At 74.1% G+C, this 20444-nt stretch carries 20 protein-coding genes; 15 read left to right on the forward strand and 5 right to left on the reverse strand.

What is annotated here, in order from left to right; translation table 11 throughout:
- Window positions 1-83: 83 nt before the first annotated feature.
- From MTR79_RS01420 to MTR79_RS01465, 10 genes are all read left to right on the forward strand, one after another.
- Window positions 84-212 (forward strand): aborycin family tricyclic lasso peptide, encoded by a 129-nt coding sequence (locus MTR79_RS01420; RefSeq protein ID WP_106963308.1) that lies wholly within the window; start codon window positions 84-86, stop codon window positions 210-212.
- A 62-nt stretch (window positions 213-274) separates the two neighbouring features.
- Window positions 275-2086, forward strand: coding sequence for a lasso peptide isopeptide bond-forming cyclase (locus tag MTR79_RS01425; protein WP_244788832.1), 1812 nt, complete (start codon window positions 275-277; stop codon window positions 2084-2086).
- Complete coding sequence (locus MTR79_RS01430) at window positions 2083-2346, forward strand: lasso peptide biosynthesis PqqD family chaperone (protein WP_037640857.1); 264 nt, start codon at window positions 2083-2085, stop codon at window positions 2344-2346. The genes MTR79_RS01425 and MTR79_RS01430 overlap by 4 nt, the downstream gene beginning before the upstream one ends.
- Window positions 2343-2768, forward strand: a complete 426-nt coding sequence (locus tag MTR79_RS01435) for a lasso peptide biosynthesis B2 protein (protein ID WP_048459500.1) — start codon at window positions 2343-2345, stop codon at window positions 2766-2768. Before MTR79_RS01430 ends, MTR79_RS01435 begins: the two co-directional genes overlap by 4 nt.
- Window positions 2765-3730, forward strand: coding sequence for an ATP-binding cassette domain-containing protein (locus MTR79_RS01440; protein WP_086700784.1), 966 nt, complete (start codon window positions 2765-2767; stop codon window positions 3728-3730). Before MTR79_RS01435 ends, MTR79_RS01440 begins: the two co-directional genes overlap by 4 nt.
- Window positions 3727-4596, forward strand: a complete 870-nt coding sequence (locus MTR79_RS01445) for an ABC transporter permease (protein ID WP_086700783.1) — start codon at window positions 3727-3729, stop codon at window positions 4594-4596. The genes MTR79_RS01440 and MTR79_RS01445 overlap by 4 nt, the downstream gene beginning before the upstream one ends.
- Window positions 4597-4609: 13 nt before the next feature.
- The gene (locus tag MTR79_RS01450) at window positions 4610-5083 is read left to right on the forward strand and encodes a MauE/DoxX family redox-associated membrane protein (RefSeq protein WP_244788834.1); all 474 of its coding nucleotides are present in this window, start codon (window positions 4610-4612) and stop codon (window positions 5081-5083) included.
- Between the two features lie 2 nt (window positions 5084-5085).
- The gene (locus MTR79_RS01455; RefSeq protein WP_086700780.1) at window positions 5086-5811 is read left to right on the forward strand and encodes a thioredoxin domain-containing protein; all 726 of its coding nucleotides are present in this window, start codon (window positions 5086-5088) and stop codon (window positions 5809-5811) included.
- The gene (gene mslH / locus MTR79_RS01460; RefSeq protein WP_244788836.1) at window positions 5808-7130 is read left to right on the forward strand and encodes a lasso peptide C-terminal Trp epimerase; all 1323 of its coding nucleotides are present in this window, start codon (window positions 5808-5810) and stop codon (window positions 7128-7130) included. The genes MTR79_RS01455 and mslH overlap by 4 nt, the downstream gene beginning before the upstream one ends.
- 99 nt (window positions 7131-7229) lie before the next feature.
- Window positions 7230-7907 (forward strand): response regulator transcription factor, encoded by a 678-nt coding sequence (locus MTR79_RS01465; RefSeq protein ID WP_086700777.1) that lies wholly within the window; start codon window positions 7230-7232, stop codon window positions 7905-7907.
- A gap of 16 nt (window positions 7908-7923) precedes the next feature.
- Here the strand turns inward: MTR79_RS01465 and MTR79_RS01470 are convergent, their stop codons facing one another.
- Complete coding sequence (locus tag MTR79_RS01470; RefSeq protein ID WP_122215948.1) at window positions 7924-8274, reverse strand: hypothetical protein; 351 nt, start codon at window positions 8272-8274, stop codon at window positions 7924-7926.
- Between the two features lie 106 nt (window positions 8275-8380).
- On the opposite strand from MTR79_RS01470, the gene MTR79_RS01475 reads away from it, so the two are divergent.
- Entirely contained in the window at window positions 8381-11341 is a 2961-nt protein-coding gene (locus MTR79_RS01475) for a BTAD domain-containing putative transcriptional regulator (RefSeq protein WP_244788838.1), read from the forward strand.
- Window positions 11342-11561: 220 nt separating this feature from the next.
- Window positions 11562-13460 carry an AfsR/SARP family transcriptional regulator gene (locus MTR79_RS01480; RefSeq protein WP_348538670.1) on the forward strand — a complete coding sequence of 633 codons (1899 nt, stop codon included), beginning with the start codon at window positions 11562-11564 and terminating at the stop codon, window positions 13458-13460.
- Here the strand turns inward: MTR79_RS01480 and MTR79_RS01485 are convergent.
- Together MTR79_RS01485 and MTR79_RS01490 are read right to left on the reverse strand one after the other, a co-directional pair.
- Window positions 13442-15133 carry a bifunctional 3'-5' exonuclease/DNA polymerase gene (locus tag MTR79_RS01485; protein WP_086704730.1) on the reverse strand — a complete coding sequence of 564 codons (1692 nt, stop codon included), beginning with the start codon at window positions 15131-15133 and terminating at the stop codon, window positions 13442-13444. The genes MTR79_RS01480 and MTR79_RS01485 overlap by 19 nt on opposite strands.
- A gap of 64 nt (window positions 15134-15197) precedes the next feature.
- A complete protein-coding gene (locus MTR79_RS01490; RefSeq protein ID WP_048459510.1) occupies window positions 15198-15947 on the reverse strand; it encodes a Clp protease N-terminal domain-containing protein in 750 nt (249 codons plus the stop codon).
- 87 nt (window positions 15948-16034) lie between these two features.
- Between MTR79_RS01490 and MTR79_RS01495 the strand changes: the two genes are divergently transcribed.
- Window positions 16035-17174 carry a DUF2786 domain-containing protein gene (locus MTR79_RS01495; RefSeq protein ID WP_244788840.1) on the forward strand — a complete coding sequence of 380 codons (1140 nt, stop codon included), beginning with the start codon at window positions 16035-16037 and terminating at the stop codon, window positions 17172-17174.
- Between the two features lie 270 nt (window positions 17175-17444).
- Here MTR79_RS01495 and MTR79_RS01500 read toward each other — a convergent pair whose 3' ends face one another.
- Window positions 17445-17900 (reverse strand): hypothetical protein, encoded by a 456-nt coding sequence (locus MTR79_RS01500; RefSeq protein ID WP_244788842.1) that lies wholly within the window; start codon window positions 17898-17900, stop codon window positions 17445-17447.
- Between the two features lie 466 nt (window positions 17901-18366).
- Here MTR79_RS01500 and MTR79_RS01505 point away from each other — a divergent pair, with 466 nt between their 5' ends.
- Window positions 18367-18651, forward strand: coding sequence for a DUF397 domain-containing protein (locus MTR79_RS01505; RefSeq protein WP_048459513.1), 285 nt, complete (start codon window positions 18367-18369; stop codon window positions 18649-18651).
- An 87-nt stretch (window positions 18652-18738) separates the two neighbouring features.
- Here the strand turns inward: MTR79_RS01505 and MTR79_RS01510 are convergent, their stop codons facing one another.
- On the reverse strand, window positions 18739-19224 hold the full coding sequence (locus tag MTR79_RS01510) for an ATP-binding protein (RefSeq protein WP_086705181.1): 486 nt from the start codon (window positions 19222-19224) through the stop codon (window positions 18739-18741).
- Between the two features lie 386 nt (window positions 19225-19610).
- On the opposite strand from MTR79_RS01510, the gene MTR79_RS01515 reads away from it, so the two are divergent.
- Window positions 19611-20435, forward strand: a complete 825-nt coding sequence (locus MTR79_RS01515) for a helix-turn-helix transcriptional regulator (protein WP_086705184.1) — start codon at window positions 19611-19613, stop codon at window positions 20433-20435.
- Window positions 20436-20444 lie beyond the last annotated feature (9 nt).

Genomic DNA, 20444 nt, shown 5'->3' on the forward strand with positions numbered 1-20444 from the left:
TGGGACATGGCCCCTCGTAGGTTCCCGGACAGGTCACGGGGCCGAAAAGGTCGGCCCGGGCCGTTCGACCCACGGGAGGAACCATGACCGCGATCTACGAGCCGCCCGCCCTGCAGGAGATCGGCGACTTCGACGAGCTCACCAAGTGCCTCGGCATCGGGAGCTGCAACGACTTCGCCGGCTGCGGTTACGCCGTCGTCTGCTTCTGGTGATCGCACCGGTGCCGGTGTGCCCCTCGTGGGCACACCGGCACCGCCCGGGGGAGTGAGGCGACATGGAATTCACAGTGCTTCCGGACTGTCCCGCCGGCGCCGCGCTGGCGGACCGGGTGGCGGCGCCGAAGCGGATCGACCACGCGTCGGGACGGCCCTGGATCGTGGGGGACTGGCCCGAGGGCGGGACGACGGTGACCGAGGCCGGCACCCGCCGCCTGGCGGTGTTCGGACACACCCGGCCCGACGACGCGGGAACGGCCTCCGCGCTCGGCCGGATGCGCTCGCTGCACGACGTCGACCGGGTCGCGTCCCGGCTGCCCGGGGTCTTCCACCTCGCGGCCTCCCTGGACGGCGCGGTCCGCCTCCAGGGCTCCGTGGCCGGCGTACGGCAGGTCTTCACCGCCCGGGTCGACGGGGTGACGGTCGCCGCGAGCGCCGTGGACCCGCTGCTGCGCCTCACCGGCGCGGGACTCGACGAGACCCTGCTGGCCGCGCGGCTGCTGGCGCCCGGCGGGGCGCCCTGGCCGCTCTCGCCGCGCCCGGTCCGCCGCGGCGTGGACGCGCTGCCCACCGGCCACTGGCTGGAGCTCGGCGCCGACGGCCGGGCCCGCAGCGTCCGTTGGTGGGAACTGCCCGAGGCGACCCTCTCGCTGGAGGAGGGTGCCGGGGCCGTCCGTTCCGCGCTCACCGACGCCCTCGCGACCCGTGTGGACCCGCACCGCACGGTCAGCGCGGACCTCTCCGGCGGACTCGACTCGACCACCCTGTGCTTCCTCGCCGACGCGGCCGGCGCCGACCTGGTCACCTACCACGTCATGCCGCTCGACGAGGCCAACGAGGACACCGCATGGGCCCGCAAGGCCGCCGCGCATCTGCCGCACGCCCGCCACCACATGCTCGCCGCGGACCGCGCCGCCAACCTGTTCGACATCGGCTACACCGCCGACACCGTCAACGCGGCCCCCGAGGGCCCCTCGACGTGGGCCTCCGGACTCGCGCACATCCGGGACCTCGCCGGGCGGGCCACCGCCGAGGGGGCGGCCCTGCACCTGTCCGGGTTCGGCGGGGACGAACTCTTCGGCCGGATGCCCGCCTGCGCCTGGTCCCTCGCCCGCCTCCGCCCGGCCGACGGCCTGCGGCTGGTGAACCGCTACCGGCTGGCCAACCGCTGGCCCTGGCGCAGCACCCTGCGGCAGCTCGCGGACCGTTCGACGTTCGCGCAGAACCTGACCGAGGTCGCCGGGCGGATCACCGCCCCGCCCCCGCCGGTCAACGAGCCCGACTTCGGCTGGGTGTTCGCGCCGCGCATGCCCGCCTGGGCCACCCCGGACGCGGTGGCCGCCGTGCGGGACCTGCTGACCATGGCAGCCGAACGGACCCCGGAACCGCTGGACGCCGACCGGGCCCGGCACCAGGCGCTGTCCTCCATCGTGTTCGAGGGGAACACCGTCCGGCAGGTCAACACCGCCGTCGCCGGCACCGGCCTGGTCTGGGAGGCGCCGTTCCTCGACGACCGGGTTCTCGAGGCGGCCTTCGCCACCCGGATCGACGAGCGGCTGGCCGCCGGACGGTTCAAGCCGCTGCTGACCACCGCCGTGCGGGGCCTCGTGCCCGACGACTTCCTCGCCCGTCGCGACAAGGGAGAGTTCAGCGCCGAGACGTTCCGGGGCATCGAACGCAACCGGGACCGGATCCTGGACCTCTGCGAGGACTCGCTCCTGGCCCGGCTCGGCCTCGTCGACCCGCACGCCTTCCGGTCCGCGGTGCTCAACCCCGGGCCGATGTCCCATCACCTCCAGCCGATCCAGACCACGGTGGCGTGCGAGAGCTGGCTGCGGGCGCACCCCCAGGACACCGGAGAGAACCGATGAAACTGAGTCTTGCCCGCGACGTCACCCTCACGCCCGTCGATTCCGGGGCGGTCCTGCTCGACGGCCGCCGCGGACGCTACTACCAGCTGAACGCCTCCGGCTCCGCGATCCTGCACAAGCTGCTCGACGGCGACACTCCCGCCGCGGCCGCCGCGAGCCTGTCGGAGTCCGCCCCCGTCAGCGAGGAGCGGGTGCACCAGGACGTGCTGGCCCTGGTCCGCTCGCTGAGCGAGGCCGACCTCGTGGAGGTGACACAGTGACCACGCCCGCCGTCGCCGAACAGGCCACGCGCCTCCCGCTGCACCGGCAGATCGCCCCCAGATGCGCGGCCGGCGCCGCCCGTCTGCTGGTCAGGCTGCCCCCGGCCCGGCTGCACCGGGTGCTGCGCGTCCTGAGCAAGGGTTCCCGGCCCGCCGGATACGCCCAGGTGGCGCGGGCCCGGCGGTCCGTCGTCTCGGTCAGCACCCGCTGCGCGGGCCTCGGTTGCCTCCAGCGGTCCGTCGCCACCGTGCTGCTGCTCCGCGTCCGGGGCAGGTGGGCCGACTGGTGCACCGGCTTCCGGGTGCAGCCCTTCGCCGCGCACGCCTGGGTCGAGGCCGGCGGCCGCCCGGTCGACGAGCCCGGAGAGGTCGGCGTGTTCCGCACCGTGCTGGCCGTGCGCCGCACCGGAGGCGGCTCATGACGGCGATCCGGGCCGAGGGCCTCTACGCGTACTACGGCACCACGCCGGCCGTGAACGGCCTCCACCTGAACGTCCCCGAGGGGGCCACCTTCGGGTTCCTGGGGCCGAACGGCGCCGGCAAGACCACCACCATCAGCATGCTCACCACGCTGCTCAGGCCCACGGCGGGCCGCGCGGAGGTGGCCGGGTTCGACGTCACCACGCACGCCGCCGAGGTGCGGCGCAGGATCGGCATCGTCTTCCAGGAGTCGACGCTCGACCTGGAACTCACGGCGACCGAGAACCTGCGATTCCAGGCCGACCTGTGCGGTCTGGGCCGGGCCGAGGCGCGCGCCGCGGTGGCCGCGATGCTCGACATGATGGAGCTGACGGGACGCGACAGGACCCCCGTGCGGCACTTCTCCACCGGCCTGCGCCGACGCCTGGAGATCGCCCGCGGCCTGCTCGGCTCCCCGCGCGTGCTCTTCCTCGACGAGCCGACCACCGGCCTCGACACGCAGACCCGTGCGGCCGTCTGGCACCACCTGGACCGGCTCCGCGAGGAGCAGGGCATCACGGTCTTCTTCACCACGCACCAGCTGGAGGAGGCCGAGCACTGCGACCGCATCGCGATCTTCGACCGCGGCAAGCTGGTCACGGAGGGCTCACCCGCGGAGCTGAAGTCCGTCATCGGGGCCGACGTCGTCGACCTGCGCACCGATGACGACCGGCTGGCCGTGGACCTGCTGTCCGACCGCTTCGGCCTGACGGCCGAGAACACCCCCGGCGGACTGCGGCTGAGGGTGCAGGACGGCGCCTCCATGGTGCCCCGCCTGTGCACCGGGCTGGGCCTGGGCGTGCGGTCGGTGACCGTCACCCCGCCCTCGCTCGACGACGTCTACCTGCACCACACCGGGACCGCGATCAGGGACAGCGGGTCCGACGCCCGCTCGCTCGACAGCCTCGGGGAGGGACTGCGATGACCCGGACCGACATCCCGCCGAGCGTCACCGTGACGAAACCGGCCCCGCCCTCGTCCGAGGGGCGGACCTGGCACACCGTACGGCCCTACGCGCTGCTGTGGCGGCGTGAGATGACCCGGCTGCGGCACAATCCGCTGCGCCTCGTCATGGGTCTGGTCACCCCGCTGCTGTTCCTCGTCGTGCTGGGCACGGGGCTGGAAGCGGCGTCGTCCACGCTCGGCAAGGCCCAGCTGAACGACTACCGGGCCTACCTGTTCCCGGGCGCGCTCGTGATGTCCGTGCAGGCCCCGGCCATCGCCGTGGGCATCTCGCTCGTCTGGGACCGCCGGCTCGGCATGCTGCGCCAGATGCTCGTCTCCCCGTTCCCTCGGTCGAGCATCGTCCTCGGCCTCGCGCTCGGCGGAGCCACCACGGGCGCCGTCTACGGCCTCGCCCTGCTCGCGGTCGGAGGCATCGCGGGCGTCCGGTACACGCCGATGCTGCTGGTCGTCCTCGTCGAACTGCTCCTGGTCTCCCTGCTCTTCACCTCGTTCGGCCTTCTCGCCGCGGTCACCATCCGGCAGGTCGACACCTTCCAGATCGTGGTGAACCTCAGCCTCATGCCGCTGATGTTCTTCTCCGGCGCGATGTTCCCGCCCAACGGGCTGCCGGGCTGGCTCGACACCGTCGTCAAGCTGAACCCGCTGACCTACGGCGTCGACGCCGTGCGCCGGACACTGCCCGGCCCCGACGTCCTCACCTCGGAGCAGACCCGGCTGATGCTCGGCGACTGGAACCCGCCCGTGTACGCGGAACTCGGCGTGCTGGCCGCCCTCACCGCCGCCGTACTGGGCCTCGCCACCTACCGGTTCTCCCGGGCGCAGTGAAAGGGGGCCGGCCGTGACGTTCGTGCGGACATGGGCGGGCACCGCGGCCAGGATCGTCCTCGCGGCGGTCCTGGGCTACGCGGGCTGGGTGAAGGTCCAGGACCTCACGGGAGCCGGCCGTACCGTCGCCCTCTACCAGCTCGTCCCCGAGGAAAGCGCACAACTCGTCGGCGCCGCCGTGGCGTTCGTCGAGCTGGCGCTGGCCCTGCTGCTTCTCGCCGGGCTCGCCACCCGCGCCGTGGCGGTCGTCACCGCCCTGCTGATGGTCACGTACATCGCGGCCATCGCCTCGGTGTGGGCGCGCGGGATGTCCATCGACTGCGGCTGCTTCAGCAGCGGCGGCACCCTCACCGGCGGCGCGGAACGGGGCTACGTCGTCGACATCGCGCGCGACCTCGCCTTCCTCGGCGCCGCCGCGTTCCTGATCACCCGCCCGCGGACCCGTTACGCCCTGGACCGCTGGGTCCTGGAAACGAAGGAGCGATAGACATGCAGCCGTCGACGGACGCCCAGGTCCGGGAAATGGTCCACCGGCGCCGGCGACGCCGCCGCACTGTGCTGGTGTCGCTCGCGGCGGTGGTCACGGTGCTCGGCGCCGCGCTCGTCGGCGCCGGCCTGGTCCGGGCCACCGACACCGAGCCCGGCGATGCGCCCGAGGAGGTGCCCGCCGGTGTGGCCGCCGACCGGGCCGGACTCGTCACGTCCGAGGGTCCGGTCCGTGTCGACCTCTACCTCGACTACCTCTGCCCCGAGTGCCGCATCACCGAGAAGGCCCTCGCGCCCGAACTGAGGGAGATGCAGGAACGCGGAGAGGTGCGCGTCGTCCACCACCCGGTCGCCTTCCTCGACGACCGCAGCGCCCCCGCCGGCTACTCCACCCGGGCCGCGTCCGCCGCCGCCTGCGCCGCTGACCGGAACAAGTTCGAGCCCTACACGGCGGCGCTCTTCGACGAGCAGCCGCCGGAGCAGGGCCCCGGCCTCGACACCGACCGCCTGGTCGCCCTCGGCCGGGACGTCGGCATCACCGGCGCGTCCTTCGAGCGGTGCGTCCGCGACGGCACGTACCGGCCCTGGGTGACGTACGTGTCCGAGGTCGCCGCCTCCCGCGGGGTGGCCCTCACCCCGACCGTGAAGGTGGCCGGCAAGCGCGTGGACCTCTCCGGACCCGACCGGGCGAAGGCGTTCGTGCGAGCGGTGGAGGAGAGCCGTTCATGAGCCGCCTCACCGTGGCGCTGACCGGGGACTGCATGATGACGCGGGGCGCGCCCGTCACCTCCGACCCCGCCGCCGGCCGACTGGGCGAGGTGCTGCACACGGCCGACTTCGCCTTCACCAACCTGGAGGTGGCGCCCGCCACCGGACGCGGCCACCCCGTACCCGACGCGGCCAGCGGAGGCGGCCTGATCGCGGACCCCGCCGTTCTCGACGACGTGACGGGGATGGGCTTCTCCGCCCTGAGCTGCGCCAACAACCATGCCCTCGACCTGGGCACGGAGGGCGTCCTCGGCACGGTGGACCTGCTGCGCGCCAAGGGGGTGCCGTTCGCGGGGATCGGCGCCGACCTCACCGCGGCCCGGCGCCCGGTCTACGTGGACCGGCCGGCCGGCAGCCTGGCGCTGATCGCGTGCACCGCCACGTTCCGGGACGGGCAGGAGGCGGCCGCCCCGTCCCCCGACCTGCCGGGCCGGCCGGGACTCAGCCCGCTGCGGCACGGCGTGACGCTCCGGGTGACGGCCGCGCAGCTGGAGGCGTTGCGGGAGATCGACGGCGCCACCGGGCTGCGGTCCCGGCGGGCCGAGGCGCGCACCCTGCTCGGGTTCGACCCCGCCATGCCCGGACCGGGCCGGCTCGCGCTGTTCGGCACCCGGTTCGAGACCGCGGACACCCCGGGCCTGACCACCGCCTGCGACCCCCGGGACGTCCACGACATCACCCGCTGGGTGGCCGAGGCGCGCCGCCGCGCGGACCTGGTCCTGGTCAGCGTCCACTCCCACGAACCCGGCCCGACGCCCGAGACCCCCGCCGAGTTCCTGCGGGACTTCGCCCGTGCGGTGATCGACGCCGGCGCCGACGCCGTGGTCGGGCACGGCCCGCACATGCTGCGCGGTGTGGAGCTCCACCGGGGCCGGCCCGTCTTCCACAGCCTGGGGAACATCGTCAGCCAGATCGAACTGGCCGACCGCATCCCCGCCGAGGACTACGCGCGGGCCGGCACGGACGAGTCCCTGACCCCCGGCGGGTACTTCGAGCGGATCACCGCCCACGGCCGGCGGATGTTCGCCCCGCACCGCCGGTACTGGCAGTCGCTCGTGCCGGTGCTCACCTTCGACGACGGGGTCTTCACCGGCGCCCGGCTGCACCCGGTCGACCTGGGCTTCGGGCAGCCCGTGCACCGGCGGGGACGGCCCCGGCTGGCCGGTCCGGTCGACGCCAAGGAGATCCTCACCGACTTCGCGCGGCTCGCGGAGCCCCACGGCGTCACCGTCACCGTCGGGGACGACGGGACGGGGGAACTGGTGGCGGCGGAAACCTGACGGCGGCCGCCGGCCCGGCCGATAAGGTGCGGGGGATACAGGCTGACGAGGCGTCGGACCGCCGGACACGGCGGCGACCCGAGGTACGAGGGATGCGGCATGGCCGAGGCGGTCCGGGTCCTGATCGCGGACGACCAGGCGCTGCTGCGCGGGAGCTTCCGGGTCCTCGTCGACTCGACTCCCGGCATGGAGACGGTGGGGGAGGCGGGGGACGGCGCCGAGGCCGTCGCGCTCGCCCGCGAACTGACGCCGGACGTGGTCCTGATGGACCTGCGGATGCCCGTCATGGACGGAATCGCCGCCACCCGCGAGATCTGCTCGGACGCGTCCATGGCGGGCGTGCGGGTGCTGGCCCTCACGATGTTCGACATGGACGAGTACGTCTACCCGGCCCTCCAGGCGGGCGCGAGCGGCTTCATGCTGAAGGACGCCTCGCCGGACGACCTCGTCGCGGGCATCCGTGTCATCGCCACCGGCGAGGGCGTGCTGGCCCCCTCGGTCACGCGTCGCGTCATCGCGAACTTCTCCCACCGGGACACGGCCGCCCGGCCGGCCCCCCGGCTCGTCGGGCTCACCCGGCGCGAACAGGAGGTGCTCGTGCTGATCGCCAAGGGCCTGTCGAACGCGGAGATCGCCGACCGGCTGGTGATCAGCCTGCCCACCGTGAAGACCCACGTGAGCAGCCTGCTCTCGAAGCTGAACGCCCGCGACCGCGCCCAGCTGGTCATCGTCGCCTACGAGAGCGGCATCGCGGAGCGCGGGATGCCGCCGGCCTGACCCGGGTGGCGACGGGTCACGGCAGAGAAGATCGTCGTAGGGACGCGTCCGTCGCTCGTCCGGCCGGGCCGCGTTCCGCGCGGAGGAGCGCGCGGGCCGCCCGGAGGACGTCCTCGTCCTCTCCCGCACCGCAGGCGACGAGCACGCGGAGCAGTCGGGTCCCCCACACGTCCGGGTCCGTGGCGTGGGCGTCGAGGACACGGACGCCGTAGGTTCCTCCCGTGCCGTCGGGGGCGGTCAGGCGTCGGCGGACCGCCTGCCTCAGCGCGTCGTGCAGGTCGTGGACGGTTCCGCGGGCCGTGCCCGTCAGTCCGGCCGCCGCTCCGGTGGTCAGCGCGGTGGCCACCAGTTCCGCTCCGGTCACCATGGGTCCCTTCGGATGTGCGGGTTGTGCGCGTTCGCACCGGTCACTGTGTCCGCAGGTGCTGCAATGCTGATGAACTGGCGATGAAGTGCGGGAGCGGAGGCTCGGGTTGGGCGGGGAATCTCAGCGGCTGCGTATCGAGGTCCTCGGCCCGTTGCGGGCGTGGCGGGACGGAGGCCCCCTGGCGCTGGGGCCCGTCAGACGGCAGACCGTGCTGGCAGCCCTGCTGCTCCGGGACGGCGCGGTGGTGAGCCACGAGCAACTGCTCGACGGCGTCTGGGGAGCCGACCCGCCCGCGTCCGGCACCAAGGTGCTGGCCAGTCACGTCAATCCGCTGCGCAGGACGCTCGACCGGGCGGGGACCCGTCATACGGAGTCGGTGATCCGCAGCGGGAAGGGGTGGTACCGCTTCGTCCTGGACGACGTCCGCCTCGATCTCGCGGACCTCGCCGAGCTGGGCGACCGCGGGCTGCGGACCAAGGCGTCCGGTGATCTCGGGGGCGCCGCCGAGCAGTTGACCGAGGCCCTCGCGCTGTTCCAGGGCGAACCGCTGGCCCAGCTCTCCGGGCCGTTCGCCGCGGCCGAGCGGGAGCGCCTCTCGGAGCGGCGGCGGACCCTGCGGCTGGCCCGGCTCTCCTGTCTGGTCGACCTCGGGCGGTACGGCGACGCCCTGGACGACCTGGCCCCTCTTCCCGAGGCCGACCCGTACGACGAGTCGGTGCTGGCGCTGCGCATGCGCGCCCTCTACGGCTGCGAACGCCAGGCGGAGGCCCTCCACGCCTACGAGGACATGCGCCGGCGCCTCGCCGACGAGCTGGGCGTCGACCCCGGTGAGGAACTGCGCCGGATCCACGAGGCCGTGCTGCGTCAGGACGACGCCGCGCTCCTCGGGGCCACGGAGCGCCAAGTCGTCACCGTGCAGCCGCCTGCCCGCCGGCACCTCGTCAACCAACTGCCGGGCGACACCGGGCAACTGGTCGGGAGGGAGGACGAGCTGTCCGTCCTGACCGCCCCGGGCCCCGACGACGCGGTCTCCGTCGTCGCCGTGGACGGTCCCGCCGGGGTCGGCAAGACGGCCCTCGTCGTGCGGGCGGCCCACCGCATCCGCGACCGCTACCCCGACGGGTGCCTCTTCGTGGACCTGCACGCCCACAGCCGCGAACGCGGCAGGCCCGCACCGGAAAGCGTGCTGCGCCGGCTGCTGCGCGCCCTCGGGGCGGACGGCAGCGAGGTGCCGGACGACCTCGACGACCTCATGACCGCCTGGCGGACCGTCACCAGCCCGCTGCGACTGCTGCTCGTCCTCGACGACGCCGCCGGCACCCGTCAGATCCGCCCGCTGCTCCCCGCGGGGCCCGGCAGCAGGGTGATCGTCACCGGCCGGCAGCGGCTCGCGGGCCTGGACGCCGACCGCCGGGCCACCCTGGAGACTCTCGGCCCCGGCGAGGCGACCTCGCTGCTGCGGCAGATCGTCGGCCGGGAGCGCACGGACCGGGAACCCGAGGCGACAAGGGACCTGGTCCGGCTGTGCGCCGGACTGCCGCTGGCGCTGCGCATCGTGGGTTCGCGCCTGCAGACCCGGCCCGCCTGGACGCTGGCGTACCTGGTGGAGCGGATGGCGGACGACGAGGGGCGTCTGGGCGAACTCAGCACGGGGGACCGCAGCGTGGAGGCCGCCTTCCGGCTGTCGTACGACCAGCTGCCGCCGGAGCAGCGGCGGGGTTTCAGGACGCTGGGGCTGGCGCCGACGGTGGAGTTCGACCTGCGCACCCCCGCGGCCATGCTCCGCCGGCCCGCCCGTGACGCCGAGCGGATCCTGGAGAGCCTGGTCGACACCAGCCTGTTGCAGCAGCCGCGGCCGGGCCGTTACCGGATGCACGACCTGGTGCGGGTCCACGCGCGCCGGCTGGCCGAGGCCGCGCACGCCGAGGCAGGACCGGCGCGGGAGGCGGCGTTGCGCCTCTATCTGGACGCGGCCCGCGTGGCCAGCGACTGGGGCGCCGGCGGCTATCCCACCGGTCCCGGGCGGTCAGGGGCGTCGTTCTCCGGCTGGCGGGAGGCCGCGGTGTGGCTGGACGAGGCCGGCGGGGAACTGGTGGACGTCGTCGGCCACGCGGTGGCGTCCGGCGAGGTGGACCACGCCTGCTGGATCGCCGAGGCCCTGACGGACCACTTCGTCGGCCGTGGCCGCCTGCACGAGTGCCAGGCGGCCCTCGAGACCGCGCTGCCGTACGTCGACGCCGCGGCGGACCGGCGCATGGCGCCCGCCCTGCACAACTGCCTCGGCTACACGCTCACCCACCGGGCGCGCTTCCCCGACGCCTGCCGTCATCTGCGGACCGCGCTGGACCTGAGCCGTGAGCGCGGGGAGCGGCACGAGGAAGGGCGGGCCCTCGTCGGGCTGGGGGCGATGACCGGGCTGGGGGCCGCCGGACCGGACGCCGACGAGGTCGAGGAGGGGGTGTCCGTGCTCGTCGCGGGGAGGGAGCTCGCCGAGGGGTACGACGACCACTGGCTCGTCGCGATGGCCTCCTTCGCCCTCGGGTTCGTCCGCCACCGCCAGGGCCGGGACGAGGAGGCGCTGGCCTGCTTCCGTGATGCCCACACCCGCGGCCGGGCCATCGGACGGCCGCGTGCCCTGAGCAGGGCGCTGACCTCCAATCTCGATCTGCACCTCTATCTCGACCCGTCGGCGGCCAGGGTTCTGTTCCGCCGGGTGGCCGACCTGATCCGGCGGACCGGCGACGTCCTGCTCCACACCCTCACGCTGGCCAGGCTCGGCACGGCGGAGCACAAGGCGGGGAACCTGGACGCGGCGGCCGAGGTGTTCCGCCGTGCCCTTGCCCAGCACGGGACGCCGGGCCCGCTCGACGATCCCGACCACGACCGGCGGGAGATGGACCTGCGCTGTCGGCTGGGCCGCACCTACCGGGCGGCGGGGCGGCCCGCCGAGGCCCGGGAGCAGTTCCGCGTCGCCCTGGCCGTGCCGGGCGCCGACAGGTACCCGAAGGAGCACAAGCAGGCGGTCGAAGGGCTCGCCGCCACGGAGGTGCCGTCGCGGGCCGGCTGACGGGTACGGCGGCCGAAAAGAACGAGGCCCCGGTCGTTCACCTCTGGCGACCGGGTCCTCGTGAAGCGGATCGGCCGGCGGCGACACTCCCCCGAGTTGCGCGTGACGCGCGCACCCCCGGGCCGGATCCGATGTAGTGATCACATCAAACCTTGCCAACGGATGGCTAACATGAGGCCAATGGATTCCCCATGGGTCACCCGGAAGGCAGGGGTGGGGCGTGACACGGCGCGGCCTGCGCTTCGGACTGCTGGGGACGCCTGTCCTCTACGGCGGTGAGCCGCCCCCCGGCGAGCCCTCCTCCGACGGGGCGGGTCCCGGTGACGCGGTACCCCCTCACGCCCCCTGCACACGCGGGGGCGCCCCCGTCCTCCCCGTCACCAGCCCCAAACTCCGCACCCTCCTCGCCGCCCTGCTGCTCGACGCCGGACGGGTCGTCTCCGTCGAAGTGCTGAAGGACGCCCTGTGGGGCGGGGAGCCGCCCGTCTCCGCGCTGCCCTCGCTGCACAACCACGTCGCCCGGCTGCGCCGCCTCCTCGACGAGCCCGGCCGGCTCCTCACCGTGCCTACGGGGTACGTCCTCCGCGTCGACGACGGCGAACTCGACGTGTGGGTCTTCGACGCCCACGTCTCGGCCGCCCGTGCCGCCCGCGCCGAGGGCGACTGGGAGCGGGTGCGCGGCGAGTGCCGGGCCGCGCTCGGGCTGTGGCGGGGGAGCCCGCTGGGCGGGCTGGCCCCCGAGGTGGGCGGGTACGCCCTCGTGCGCCGCCTGGAGGAGGCGCGGCTGCTGCTCCACGAGTGGCGCTACGACGCCGAACTCGCCCTGGGCGACGACGGCCTGGCCGACCTCGTGCCCGAGCTGTCAGCCCTGGCCGCCGAGCATCCGCTGCGGGAGGCCTACCACCGTCAGCTCATGCTCGCCCTGCACCGCACCGGCCGTCAGGCCGAGGCCCTCGTCGTCCACCGTGATCTGCGCGCCCGCCTCGCCGACGAACTCGGTGTGGAGCCGGGGAAGCCCGTGCGTGAGGCGCACGTCGAGGTGCTGCGGGGGAGCGGTACGCGGGACGGCGCGTCCAGATGGGTGCGGCCCGCACAACTGCCGCCCGCGCCCGCCCATTTCGTCGGGCGCGCGGATGTCCGGGAGGGAATCGCCCGGGCGCTCTCCGGGACGGTCGGGGGCGGGGTTGCTGTGGTCAGCGGCACGGCCGGCGTCGGGAAGAGCGCCCTCGCTCTCCGGGTCGCGCATACCCTGGAGGAACGTTTCAGCGGCGGCCAGCTCCACCTCAACCTGCGTGCCACGGAACCCGGTTCGGCGCCGCTGACAGTCGAGGAGGCCCTCGCCTCGCTCCTCCGCGACCTCGGCGTCCCCTCCGGCGACGTCCCCGGGCATCCCGACGCCGCCTCCGCGTTGCTGCGGTCCCTGCTCGCCCCCACCCGTACCTTGCTCGTGCTGGACGACGCCGCGAGCGCCGCCCAGGTGCGGCCACTGCTGCCCGCCGGGCCCGGGTGCGGCGTCGTCGTCACCAGCCGGTCATCCCTCACCGCCCTCGACGGCGCCGCCCGCTTCCCCCTCCGGCCGCTGAGCGACGAGGAGAGCGCCGCGCTGCTGCGCGCCGCGTCCGGGAGGGACGACATCACCGCCCGGCATCCGCTGGTCGCCCTCACCGGGCGGCTCCCGCTCGCGCTGCGCGTCGTCGCGGCCCGGCTCGCCGCCCGCCGGGCCCTCACTCCGGACGCCCTCGCCACACAGCTCGCCGCCGCCGACAGCAGGCTGGACCTCCTCGACTACGACGACCTCGGCGTCCGCCGCTCACTCGACGCCGCCTTCGGCGCGCTCACCGCCTCCGACCGCCGCACCGACCAGGACGCGGCCCTCGTCCTGCGCCACATCGGCGCCCTCGGCCTGCCGTTCTGCGACGCTCCGTCGCTGGCCCGCCTCACGGGCGTCGACGCGGCGCGGGCCGAGGCTGCGCTGGAGCGGCTGGCCGACGTGGCCCTGCTGGAGGAGACCGCGTACGGGCGCTTCGAGCCGTACGACCTCGTGCGGGACTACGCCCGCGAACGGGCGGCGGAACCCTGCGGGCACTCCCCGGCGGGGTGTCACTTCGCGTCGGCGTAGCACTCCACCACGGCGGTGGTGAACGGGAAGCGCACCGGCGTCTGTCCGAACGCGATCCGCCCCGCCTGCTCGGCGGCCTCGCGGATCGCCGCCGTCACGGCCTCCGTCTCCTCCTCGGGGCAGTGCACGATCACCTCGTCGTGCTGGAAGAAGACCAGCTCCGCCGCCATGCCGGTCAGCGCCCGGCGGAGTCCCGCGAGCATCAGCAGCGCCCAGTCGGCCGCGCTGCCCTGCACCACGAAGTTGCGGGCGAAACGGCCCCGGGCGCGGGCGTCGGTCGAGGCGTGGCCGGGAACCCACGGGCGGGCCTCGGAGTCCGGCTCGTCCCGCGCCACCGGGATGCCCGCCTCCTCCACCGCGTCGTCCGTCGTCCGCGCGGCCGGCGGGCAGGTGCGGCCCAGCCAGGTGCGGACCAGTCGCCCTTCCTCTCCCGCGCGCGCCGCCTCGTCGACGTACGCCACGGCCTTGGGGAAGCGGCGGCGCAGCGCGGCGAGGTTCTTCAGGCCGTCACCGGAGGTCTGCCCGTACACCGCGCCCAGGACGGCGATCTTGGCGCGGTCGCGGTCGCCGGAGAAGGCGCGCTCGGACACCGCCTGGTAGAGGTCGCTCTCCCGGCCGGCCACCTCCATCAGCCCGGGGTCGCGGGAGATCGCCGCCAGCACCCGCGGCTCCATCTGGTCGGCGTCGGCGACGACGAGCCGCCAGCCCGGGTCGGCGACCGCCGCGCGGCGGATCACCTTGGGGATCTGCAGGGCGCCCCCGCCGTGGGTGACCCAGCGGCCGGTCACCGTGCCGCCCGCGAGGAACTCGGGGCGGAAGCGGCCGTCGCGCACCCAGTCCTGGAGCCAGGACCAGCCGTGCGCGACCCAGATCCGGTACAGCTTCTTGTACTCCAGGAGCGGCTTCACCGCCGGATGGTCCACCGACCCCAGCTCCCAGCGGCGCGTGGACGTCACCTTGATACCGGCCTGCGCGAACGCCTTGACCACGTCGGCCGGGAGGTCGGGCCGGACCCGGCGCCCGAAGGCGGCGGACACCTCGTCGGCCAGCTCGGCGAGCCGGCGCGGCTCGCCGCCGCCCGCGTACCGCTCGCCCAGCAGGTCGTGCAGCAGCGCGCGGTGCACGTCCGCCCGCCAGGGCAGCCCCGCGCGGTTCATCTCGGCGGCGATCAGCATGCCCGCCGACTCGGCGGCCGTCAGCAGGCGCATGCGGTCCGGGTGCGCGGTGGCGTCGGTGCGCCGCTGCTGCTCGGCGTAGACCGCGAGCAGGTCGGCCGGCGACAGCGGGGCCGCCTGAGGGTCGAAGAGCGACGACTGGGCGCCGGGGTCCGCGTGCCGCTGCGGCGGGTCGGGCGGCACGGGTCCGCCGCGCAGCCGGGCCAGCGCGGCCGCGGCCGAACGCGGCTCCCCGTACCGCCCCTCGTGGCCGAGGAGCAGGGTCTCGGCGGCCTCGACGTCGTACGCCCGCTCCACTCGCACCCCCGTGGCGAGCAGACGCGGGTAGACCTCGGCCGTGGACCGCCACACCCACCGGGCGACGCCCGGACGGCTCCGTACGGCCTCGGCGAGGTCCGCCTCGCGCCGCACCGGGCCCGAGGGCAGCCCGTCCGGGCCGAGGGGGGCGACGTCCACGCCACCGTCCTCGGCCGGAGCGAGCGCCCACCGGCCGGCCATGTACGCGAGTGTCGCAGGGGGGTGTGACAACGGCCTGGTGGGAGCGGGCCGGCCGGGCCGCGGATCAGCCCTCCCGAGCCGGTTCGTCCCCCGTCTTCGTCTCCACGTACTGCGCGAGCATCTCGGCCACGTACCGCTCGGTGGCGTCCTTGGTGACGCCGAGGCCGCTGAGCACACCGGTGCCGTTCTCGTGCTCCAGGAGGGCGAGCAGGATGTGCTCGGTGCCGATGTAGTTGTGGCCGAGGCGCAGCGCCTCGCGGAAGGTGAGTTCCAGCACCTTCTTGGCCGCCGAGTTGTACGGCACCAGCTCGGGGGCGTCCTCGGCGGCGGGCGGCAGCGCCGCGCGCGCGGCCTCGCGGACCGCCTCCACGGTGACGCCCTGCTCGGTGATCGCCTTGGCGGCCAGGCCCTGCGGTTCGGCCAGCAGCCCGAGGACCAGGTGCTCGGGGGCCATCTCGGCGTTGCGGGCGGCCTGCGCCTCGTTGTGCCCGGCCATGACCGTGTTGCGGGCGCGGGGCGTGTAGCGGTTGAAGCCCTGGCTCGGATCGAGGTCGTTGCCGCCCTGAGGGACGAAGCGCTTCTGGGCGGCCTGCCGGGTGACGCCCATGCTCTTGCCGATGTCGGTCCAGGAGGCGCCGGAGCGCCGGGCCTGGTCGACGAAGTGGCCGATCAGATGGTCCGCGACGTCGCCGAGGTGCTCGCCGGCGAGCACCGCGTCCTGGAGCTGTTCGAGCGGTTCGTCGTGGACCGTCTTGATGGCCGCGATGAGGTCGTCGAGACGGACGGATGACTTGATGGCGGGGTTCGTCGTCATGTGTCAACCGTAAGTTGACAGTGGGAGGGTGTCAACCCGTCGTTGACACTTGAGGGTGACAGGTCGCGGCGTGGCACGATCGGCCCTGTGAGTACGTCCGGCACCGTCGACAGCGCCTTCCGCTCCGCCCTCTACGACACGGGTGACGACACCCTCGACGCGGGGGCCTCCCTGCTCGCCGCCGATCCCGCGGCGGACGCCGAACTCGCCCGCCGTGGGGAGGACTTCGTCGCGTCCGCCTGGCAGCGGGGGTGGCAGCCCGCGGACGTCGTCCGGGTGGTGCGGCGGGAACTGGACGAGACGCACGTCCGTCTGGCCGGCTCGCTGATCCGTGCCCAGGCGCGGCGGGACGGGCGGGCGCGGGGTGCGCGGTGGGAGGCGCAGGTCGCCGAGGTGCCGTCGTCCGACGCGGCCGCGCGAGGTGACCGGTTCTCGTACGCCACCGCCGTCCTGGAGCTGTACCGGCTGCTGCTGCGGCTGCCCGCGCTGGAGCCGCTCGACCAGGCGGCGGGGGCGTCACCGTCCGGCGGGCGGGAGTGGAAGCCGGAGTCCCGCATGCTCGGGCGTATCCGGGCGCTGCTGGCGAAGGCCGAGGCGACCGGGTTCCCGGAGGAGGCGGAGGCGCTGAGCGCCAAGGCGCAGGAGCTGATGGCGCGGCACAGCGTCGACGAGGCGCTGCTCGCCGCGCAGGGGGCGGTCGCGGAGGGGCCGGACGCCGTCCGGATCGGGGTGGACCCGCCGTACGAGCGGGCCAAGGCGGTGCTGCTGGACGCGGTGGCCTCGGCGAACCACTGCCGGGCGGTGTGGAACGAGGCGTTCGGGTTCTCGACGGTGGTGGGGTTCGCGTCCGACCTCGAGGCGGTCGAGCTGCTCTACACCTCGCTGCTGGTGCAGGCGGCCGGTGCGATGACCGAGGCGGAGGCGGCGCAGCGGGCGGGCGGTCGGAAGCGGACGAAGACGTTTCGGCAGTCCTTCCTGGCGGCGTACGCCCACCGGGTGGGGGTGCGGTTGGCCGCTGCCGCGGCCGAGGTGCCGGTGGGGGAGGAGCTGTTGCCTGTGCTGGCGTCGCGGGAGGTCGCTGTGGGGGAGCGGGTGGAGCGGTTGTTCCCGTCCACGACGACTACGCGGTTGCGGGGGGTGAGTGACGTGGCGGGGTGGGAGGAAGGGGCCCGTGCGGCCGAGGAGGCGGTGACCGCGACGCGAGGGCGGTTGGGGCGGCGCCGCTGACGTCGGGGTGCCGCGCGTCGCCGTCTGCGGGCGCCGTCTGGCCCACCCCTGCCGCCCTGCGGTGCGGGTGCCCGCGGACGGCGGCGGTGCGACTGCCCGCGGGCGGCAGTGGCGCGGCTGCGCGGAGACGGTGCGGTGCGGGTGCCCGCGGACGGCGGCGGCGCGACTGCCCGAAAGGGGTGCGGTGCGGGTGCCCGCGGACGGCGGCGGTGCTACTGCCCGCAGGCGGTGCGGTGCGGGTGCGCGCGGGCGGCGGACGGCGTAGGGCGCCTACGAGCCCAGGCCCTCCGTCGGCAGGCCCGGGGGCAGCGAGCCGCCCTCTGCCTTTGTGTACGTTTCCTCGCCTGCCGCGCCCTCCCATGTGACCGTGAGGGACTTCCCGTCGACGGACGTCACCTTTCCCTCCGCGCGGTCGCCGTTGCCCGTCGGGCACTTCAGGGTGATCGTCGGCTCGGTGTCCCCCTTCGCCGTGCCGCTGCACACCGTGCCGCCCGTGGCGAAGAGGGCCGCCTCCTCGCCGTTGACCATCAGGACCACCGCCTTGCCGTCCGCGGTGGTGAGCCAGCTGCCCTGGAGACCGCCGGCCGGGGCGTTCTCGGAGCCGCCCGTGCCGCCGCCGGAGTCCGCGGTCCGTGTGACGGACGGGGTGGGCTCGGCCGAGGCGTCGTCCGAGCCGCCGTCGTCGCCGCCGCACGCCGTCAGGGTCAGCGCGCCGGCCAGACCCACGGCCGCGGCCGTCCACCGGAACCGCCGGGAACGCCCTCCGCGCGTGTGTGCCGGACCTGTGCGCTCCACCGAAACCTCCACAGTCACCTCTGGTCCCCCCCCCTGGTTCCGGCCCGGGCGGCCGGACGACCGGTGTCAGCTAACAGGAACCGCCCCGCGCCCGGCCAGGGGTGCGTGACGGACCTCGCACCCTCGACCCCGGCCCGCCCGGAACACATCACCGGCCACCCACCGGAAGGGCACAGGAGGGAACACAATCGCCCCCGCTTGCGTCTCTAAGGCAGCGGGGCTCGGTAAAACGTCCGTCAAAGCGGGCACCGTGCGGCGAGTGGGGCTGTAACCGCCCCACCACCCCGCGTGCACGTGCATCTGCCCATGCATATGCACGTGAACGAAGCTATGATCCGGGTCAGTTGACCACTGCATCAATGGCCACACCAGCCAGTGCACCAGCGGGGAGCGACCTGTGGACCACGACGTGTACGACGGTGACGGGCACGACGGTGCCGGCGCGTCCGGCGTGTACAACGGCATGGCGGCCACGCGGCTGGACGGTGTGGCCTGGCAGAAGAGCAGGCACAGCAACTCGCAGGGGTCCTGCGTGGAGTTCGCCCGGCTGCCGGGCGGGGAGGTCGCGGTGCGCAACTCCCGCTTCCCGGACGGCCCCGCGCTCGTCTACACCCGCGCGGAGATCGAGGCCATGCTGCTGGGTGTGAAGGACGGCGAGTTCGACCACCTGGTCGTGAGCTGACCGCGGAGGGCTCGGGCGTCCGCGGCCCGCGGGCCCGTCGGGCGCGACGCGCGTAGACAAGCGGCGCGCGCGTGCGCCGTACGGGGATCAGGGCTGCGGGAGCCGGAACAGCGCCCACACCACCTTGCCGCTGAGCGCGCCGGCCAGCGGGTGCCAGCCCCAGCTGTCGCTGAAGGAGTCGACCAGGAACAGTCCGCGTCCCGACTCGGCGGAACAGTCCTCGGACAGGTCGTCCGGCTCCCGGGTGACCGGGACCTCGTCGCTGGGGTCGCGCACCGCGCAGACCAGCCGTCCGGTCCACCGCATCAGGTGCAGCCGCACCGGGGGCTCGGGAGCGGCGAGTCGCGGGGTGTTCACCGGCAGGGCGTGACGCAGGGCGTTGGTGACGAGTTCGGAGACCACCAGGCAGACGTCGTCGAACCGTTCGCCGAGGTGCCACTGGTCGAGGGTGCCCCGGGTGAACTGCCGGGCCTCGCGCACCGCTTCGTAGCGGGCGTGCAGGGCGCAGGAGGCGGCGTCGGATGCGGCCGCGAGGTTCAGCGGCGGAAGGCCCTGCCGTAACGGCTCGAGCATGGTCGATCCATTCGTTCCCATGCGAGGCACTCCCGGGAATCGCGGTCGTGGCGAGGCTGCGGTGGTGCGGGGCCCATGGTTTCGGATGCGCACGGCAGATGCAAGGGCAGATGCACGTGCAGCTGACCGAAATACGCCCTACCGTTCTGGTTTGTTGGGCAATTTTTCCGTCATCCCCGCGTCTCCTCCTGGCTGTTCTCTTGCCCCCTCGTTGTGTGGCGGTGCCCGTTCCGTGCCGCTTCCTGACCGGATCGAGCGGCCGAATTCCGTTTGTGTAATCGGGCGAGTACTGCTCGGAGTGTTTTAGTGGCAGACTGCGGGCCCTGAAGACGTTGGGGAGGCTGTCGAACGTGAGCGCGGGAGAGCCGGGATCGGTGGTGCGGCGCATGCTGCTCGGATCACAACTCAGGCGACTGCGTGAGGCTCGGGGGATCACGCGCGAGGCCGCGGGCTACTCGATCCGCGCCTCCGAATCGAAGATCAGCCGGATGGAGCTGGGCCGGGTGAGCTTCAAGACCAGGGACGTGGAAGACCTGCTGACGCTGTACGGCATCACGGACGAGCAGGAGCGAGCCTCGCTGGTCTCCCTCGCCAAGGAGGCCAACGTGGCGGGCTGGTGGCACAGTTACTCGGACGTCCTGCCCAGCTGGTTCCCCACCTACGTCGGCCTGGAGGGCGCGGCCTCGCTGCTGCGCGCCTACGAGGTGCAGTTCGTGCACGGACTGCTGCAGACCGAGGAGTACGCCCGCGCCGTGGTGCGGCGCGGGATGAAGAGCGCGAGCGACGCCGACGTGGAGCGCCGGGTGGCGCTGCGGCTGGAGCGGCAGAAGTACCTGGCCGCGGAGAACGCCCCCGAGTTCCACGTGGTGCTCGACGAGGCGGCCCTGCGCCGGCCGTACGGTGACCGCGCGGTGATGCGCGGGCAGCTCCAGCACCTGATCGACGTCTCCGAGCGGCCCAACGTCCGCCTCCAGGTGGTGCCGTTCAGCATGGGCGGCCACTCCGGGGAGTCCGGCGCCTTCACCATCCTCAGCTTCCCCGAGTCCGATCTCTCGGACGTGGTGTACCTGGAGCAGCTCACCAGCGCGCTGTACCTGGACAAGCCCGAGGACGTGGCCCAGTACGAGAAGGCGCTCAAGGAGCTGCAGCACGACAGCCCGGGTCCCGCCGAGAGCCGCGACCTGCTCCGTGGGCTGCTGCAACTGTCCTGAAGGACACCG

The organism is Streptomyces sp. BJ20 (assembly GCF_022869105.1).
Lineage (GTDB): Bacteria > Actinomycetota > Actinomycetes > Streptomycetales > Streptomycetaceae > Streptomyces > Streptomyces griseoincarnatus.

Coding starts and splice junctions, on each gene's coding strand:
- MTR79_RS01420 (WP_106963308.1), top strand. CDS start 84: ATGACCGCGATCTACGAGCCGCCCGCCCTGCAGGAGATCGGCGACTTC.
- MTR79_RS01425 (WP_244788832.1), top strand. CDS start 275: ATGGAATTCACAGTGCTTCCGGACTGTCCCGCCGGCGCCGCGCTGGCG.
- MTR79_RS01430 (WP_037640857.1), top strand. CDS start 2,083: ATGAAACTGAGTCTTGCCCGCGACGTCACCCTCACGCCCGTCGATTCC.
- MTR79_RS01440 (WP_086700784.1), top strand. CDS start 2,765: ATGACGGCGATCCGGGCCGAGGGCCTCTACGCGTACTACGGCACCACG.
- MTR79_RS01445 (WP_086700783.1), top strand. CDS start 3,727: ATGACCCGGACCGACATCCCGCCGAGCGTCACCGTGACGAAACCGGCC.
- MTR79_RS01455 (WP_086700780.1), top strand. CDS start 5,086: ATGCAGCCGTCGACGGACGCCCAGGTCCGGGAAATGGTCCACCGGCGC.
- mslH (WP_244788836.1), top strand. CDS start 5,808: ATGAGCCGCCTCACCGTGGCGCTGACCGGGGACTGCATGATGACGCGG.
- MTR79_RS01465 (WP_086700777.1), top strand. CDS start 7,230: ATGGCCGAGGCGGTCCGGGTCCTGATCGCGGACGACCAGGCGCTGCTG.
- MTR79_RS01470 (WP_122215948.1), bottom strand. CDS start 8,274: ATGGTGACCGGAGCGGAACTGGTGGCCACCGCGCTGACCACCGGAGCG.
- MTR79_RS01485 (WP_086704730.1), bottom strand. CDS start 15,133: ATGGCCGGCCGGTGGGCGCTCGCTCCGGCCGAGGACGGTGGCGTGGAC.
- MTR79_RS01490 (WP_048459510.1), bottom strand. CDS start 15,947: ATGACGACGAACCCCGCCATCAAGTCATCCGTCCGTCTCGACGACCTC.
- MTR79_RS01510 (WP_086705181.1), bottom strand. CDS start 19,224: ATGCTCGAGCCGTTACGGCAGGGCCTTCCGCCGCTGAACCTCGCGGCC.
- MTR79_RS01515 (WP_086705184.1), top strand. CDS start 19,611: ATGCTGCTCGGATCACAACTCAGGCGACTGCGTGAGGCTCGGGGGATC.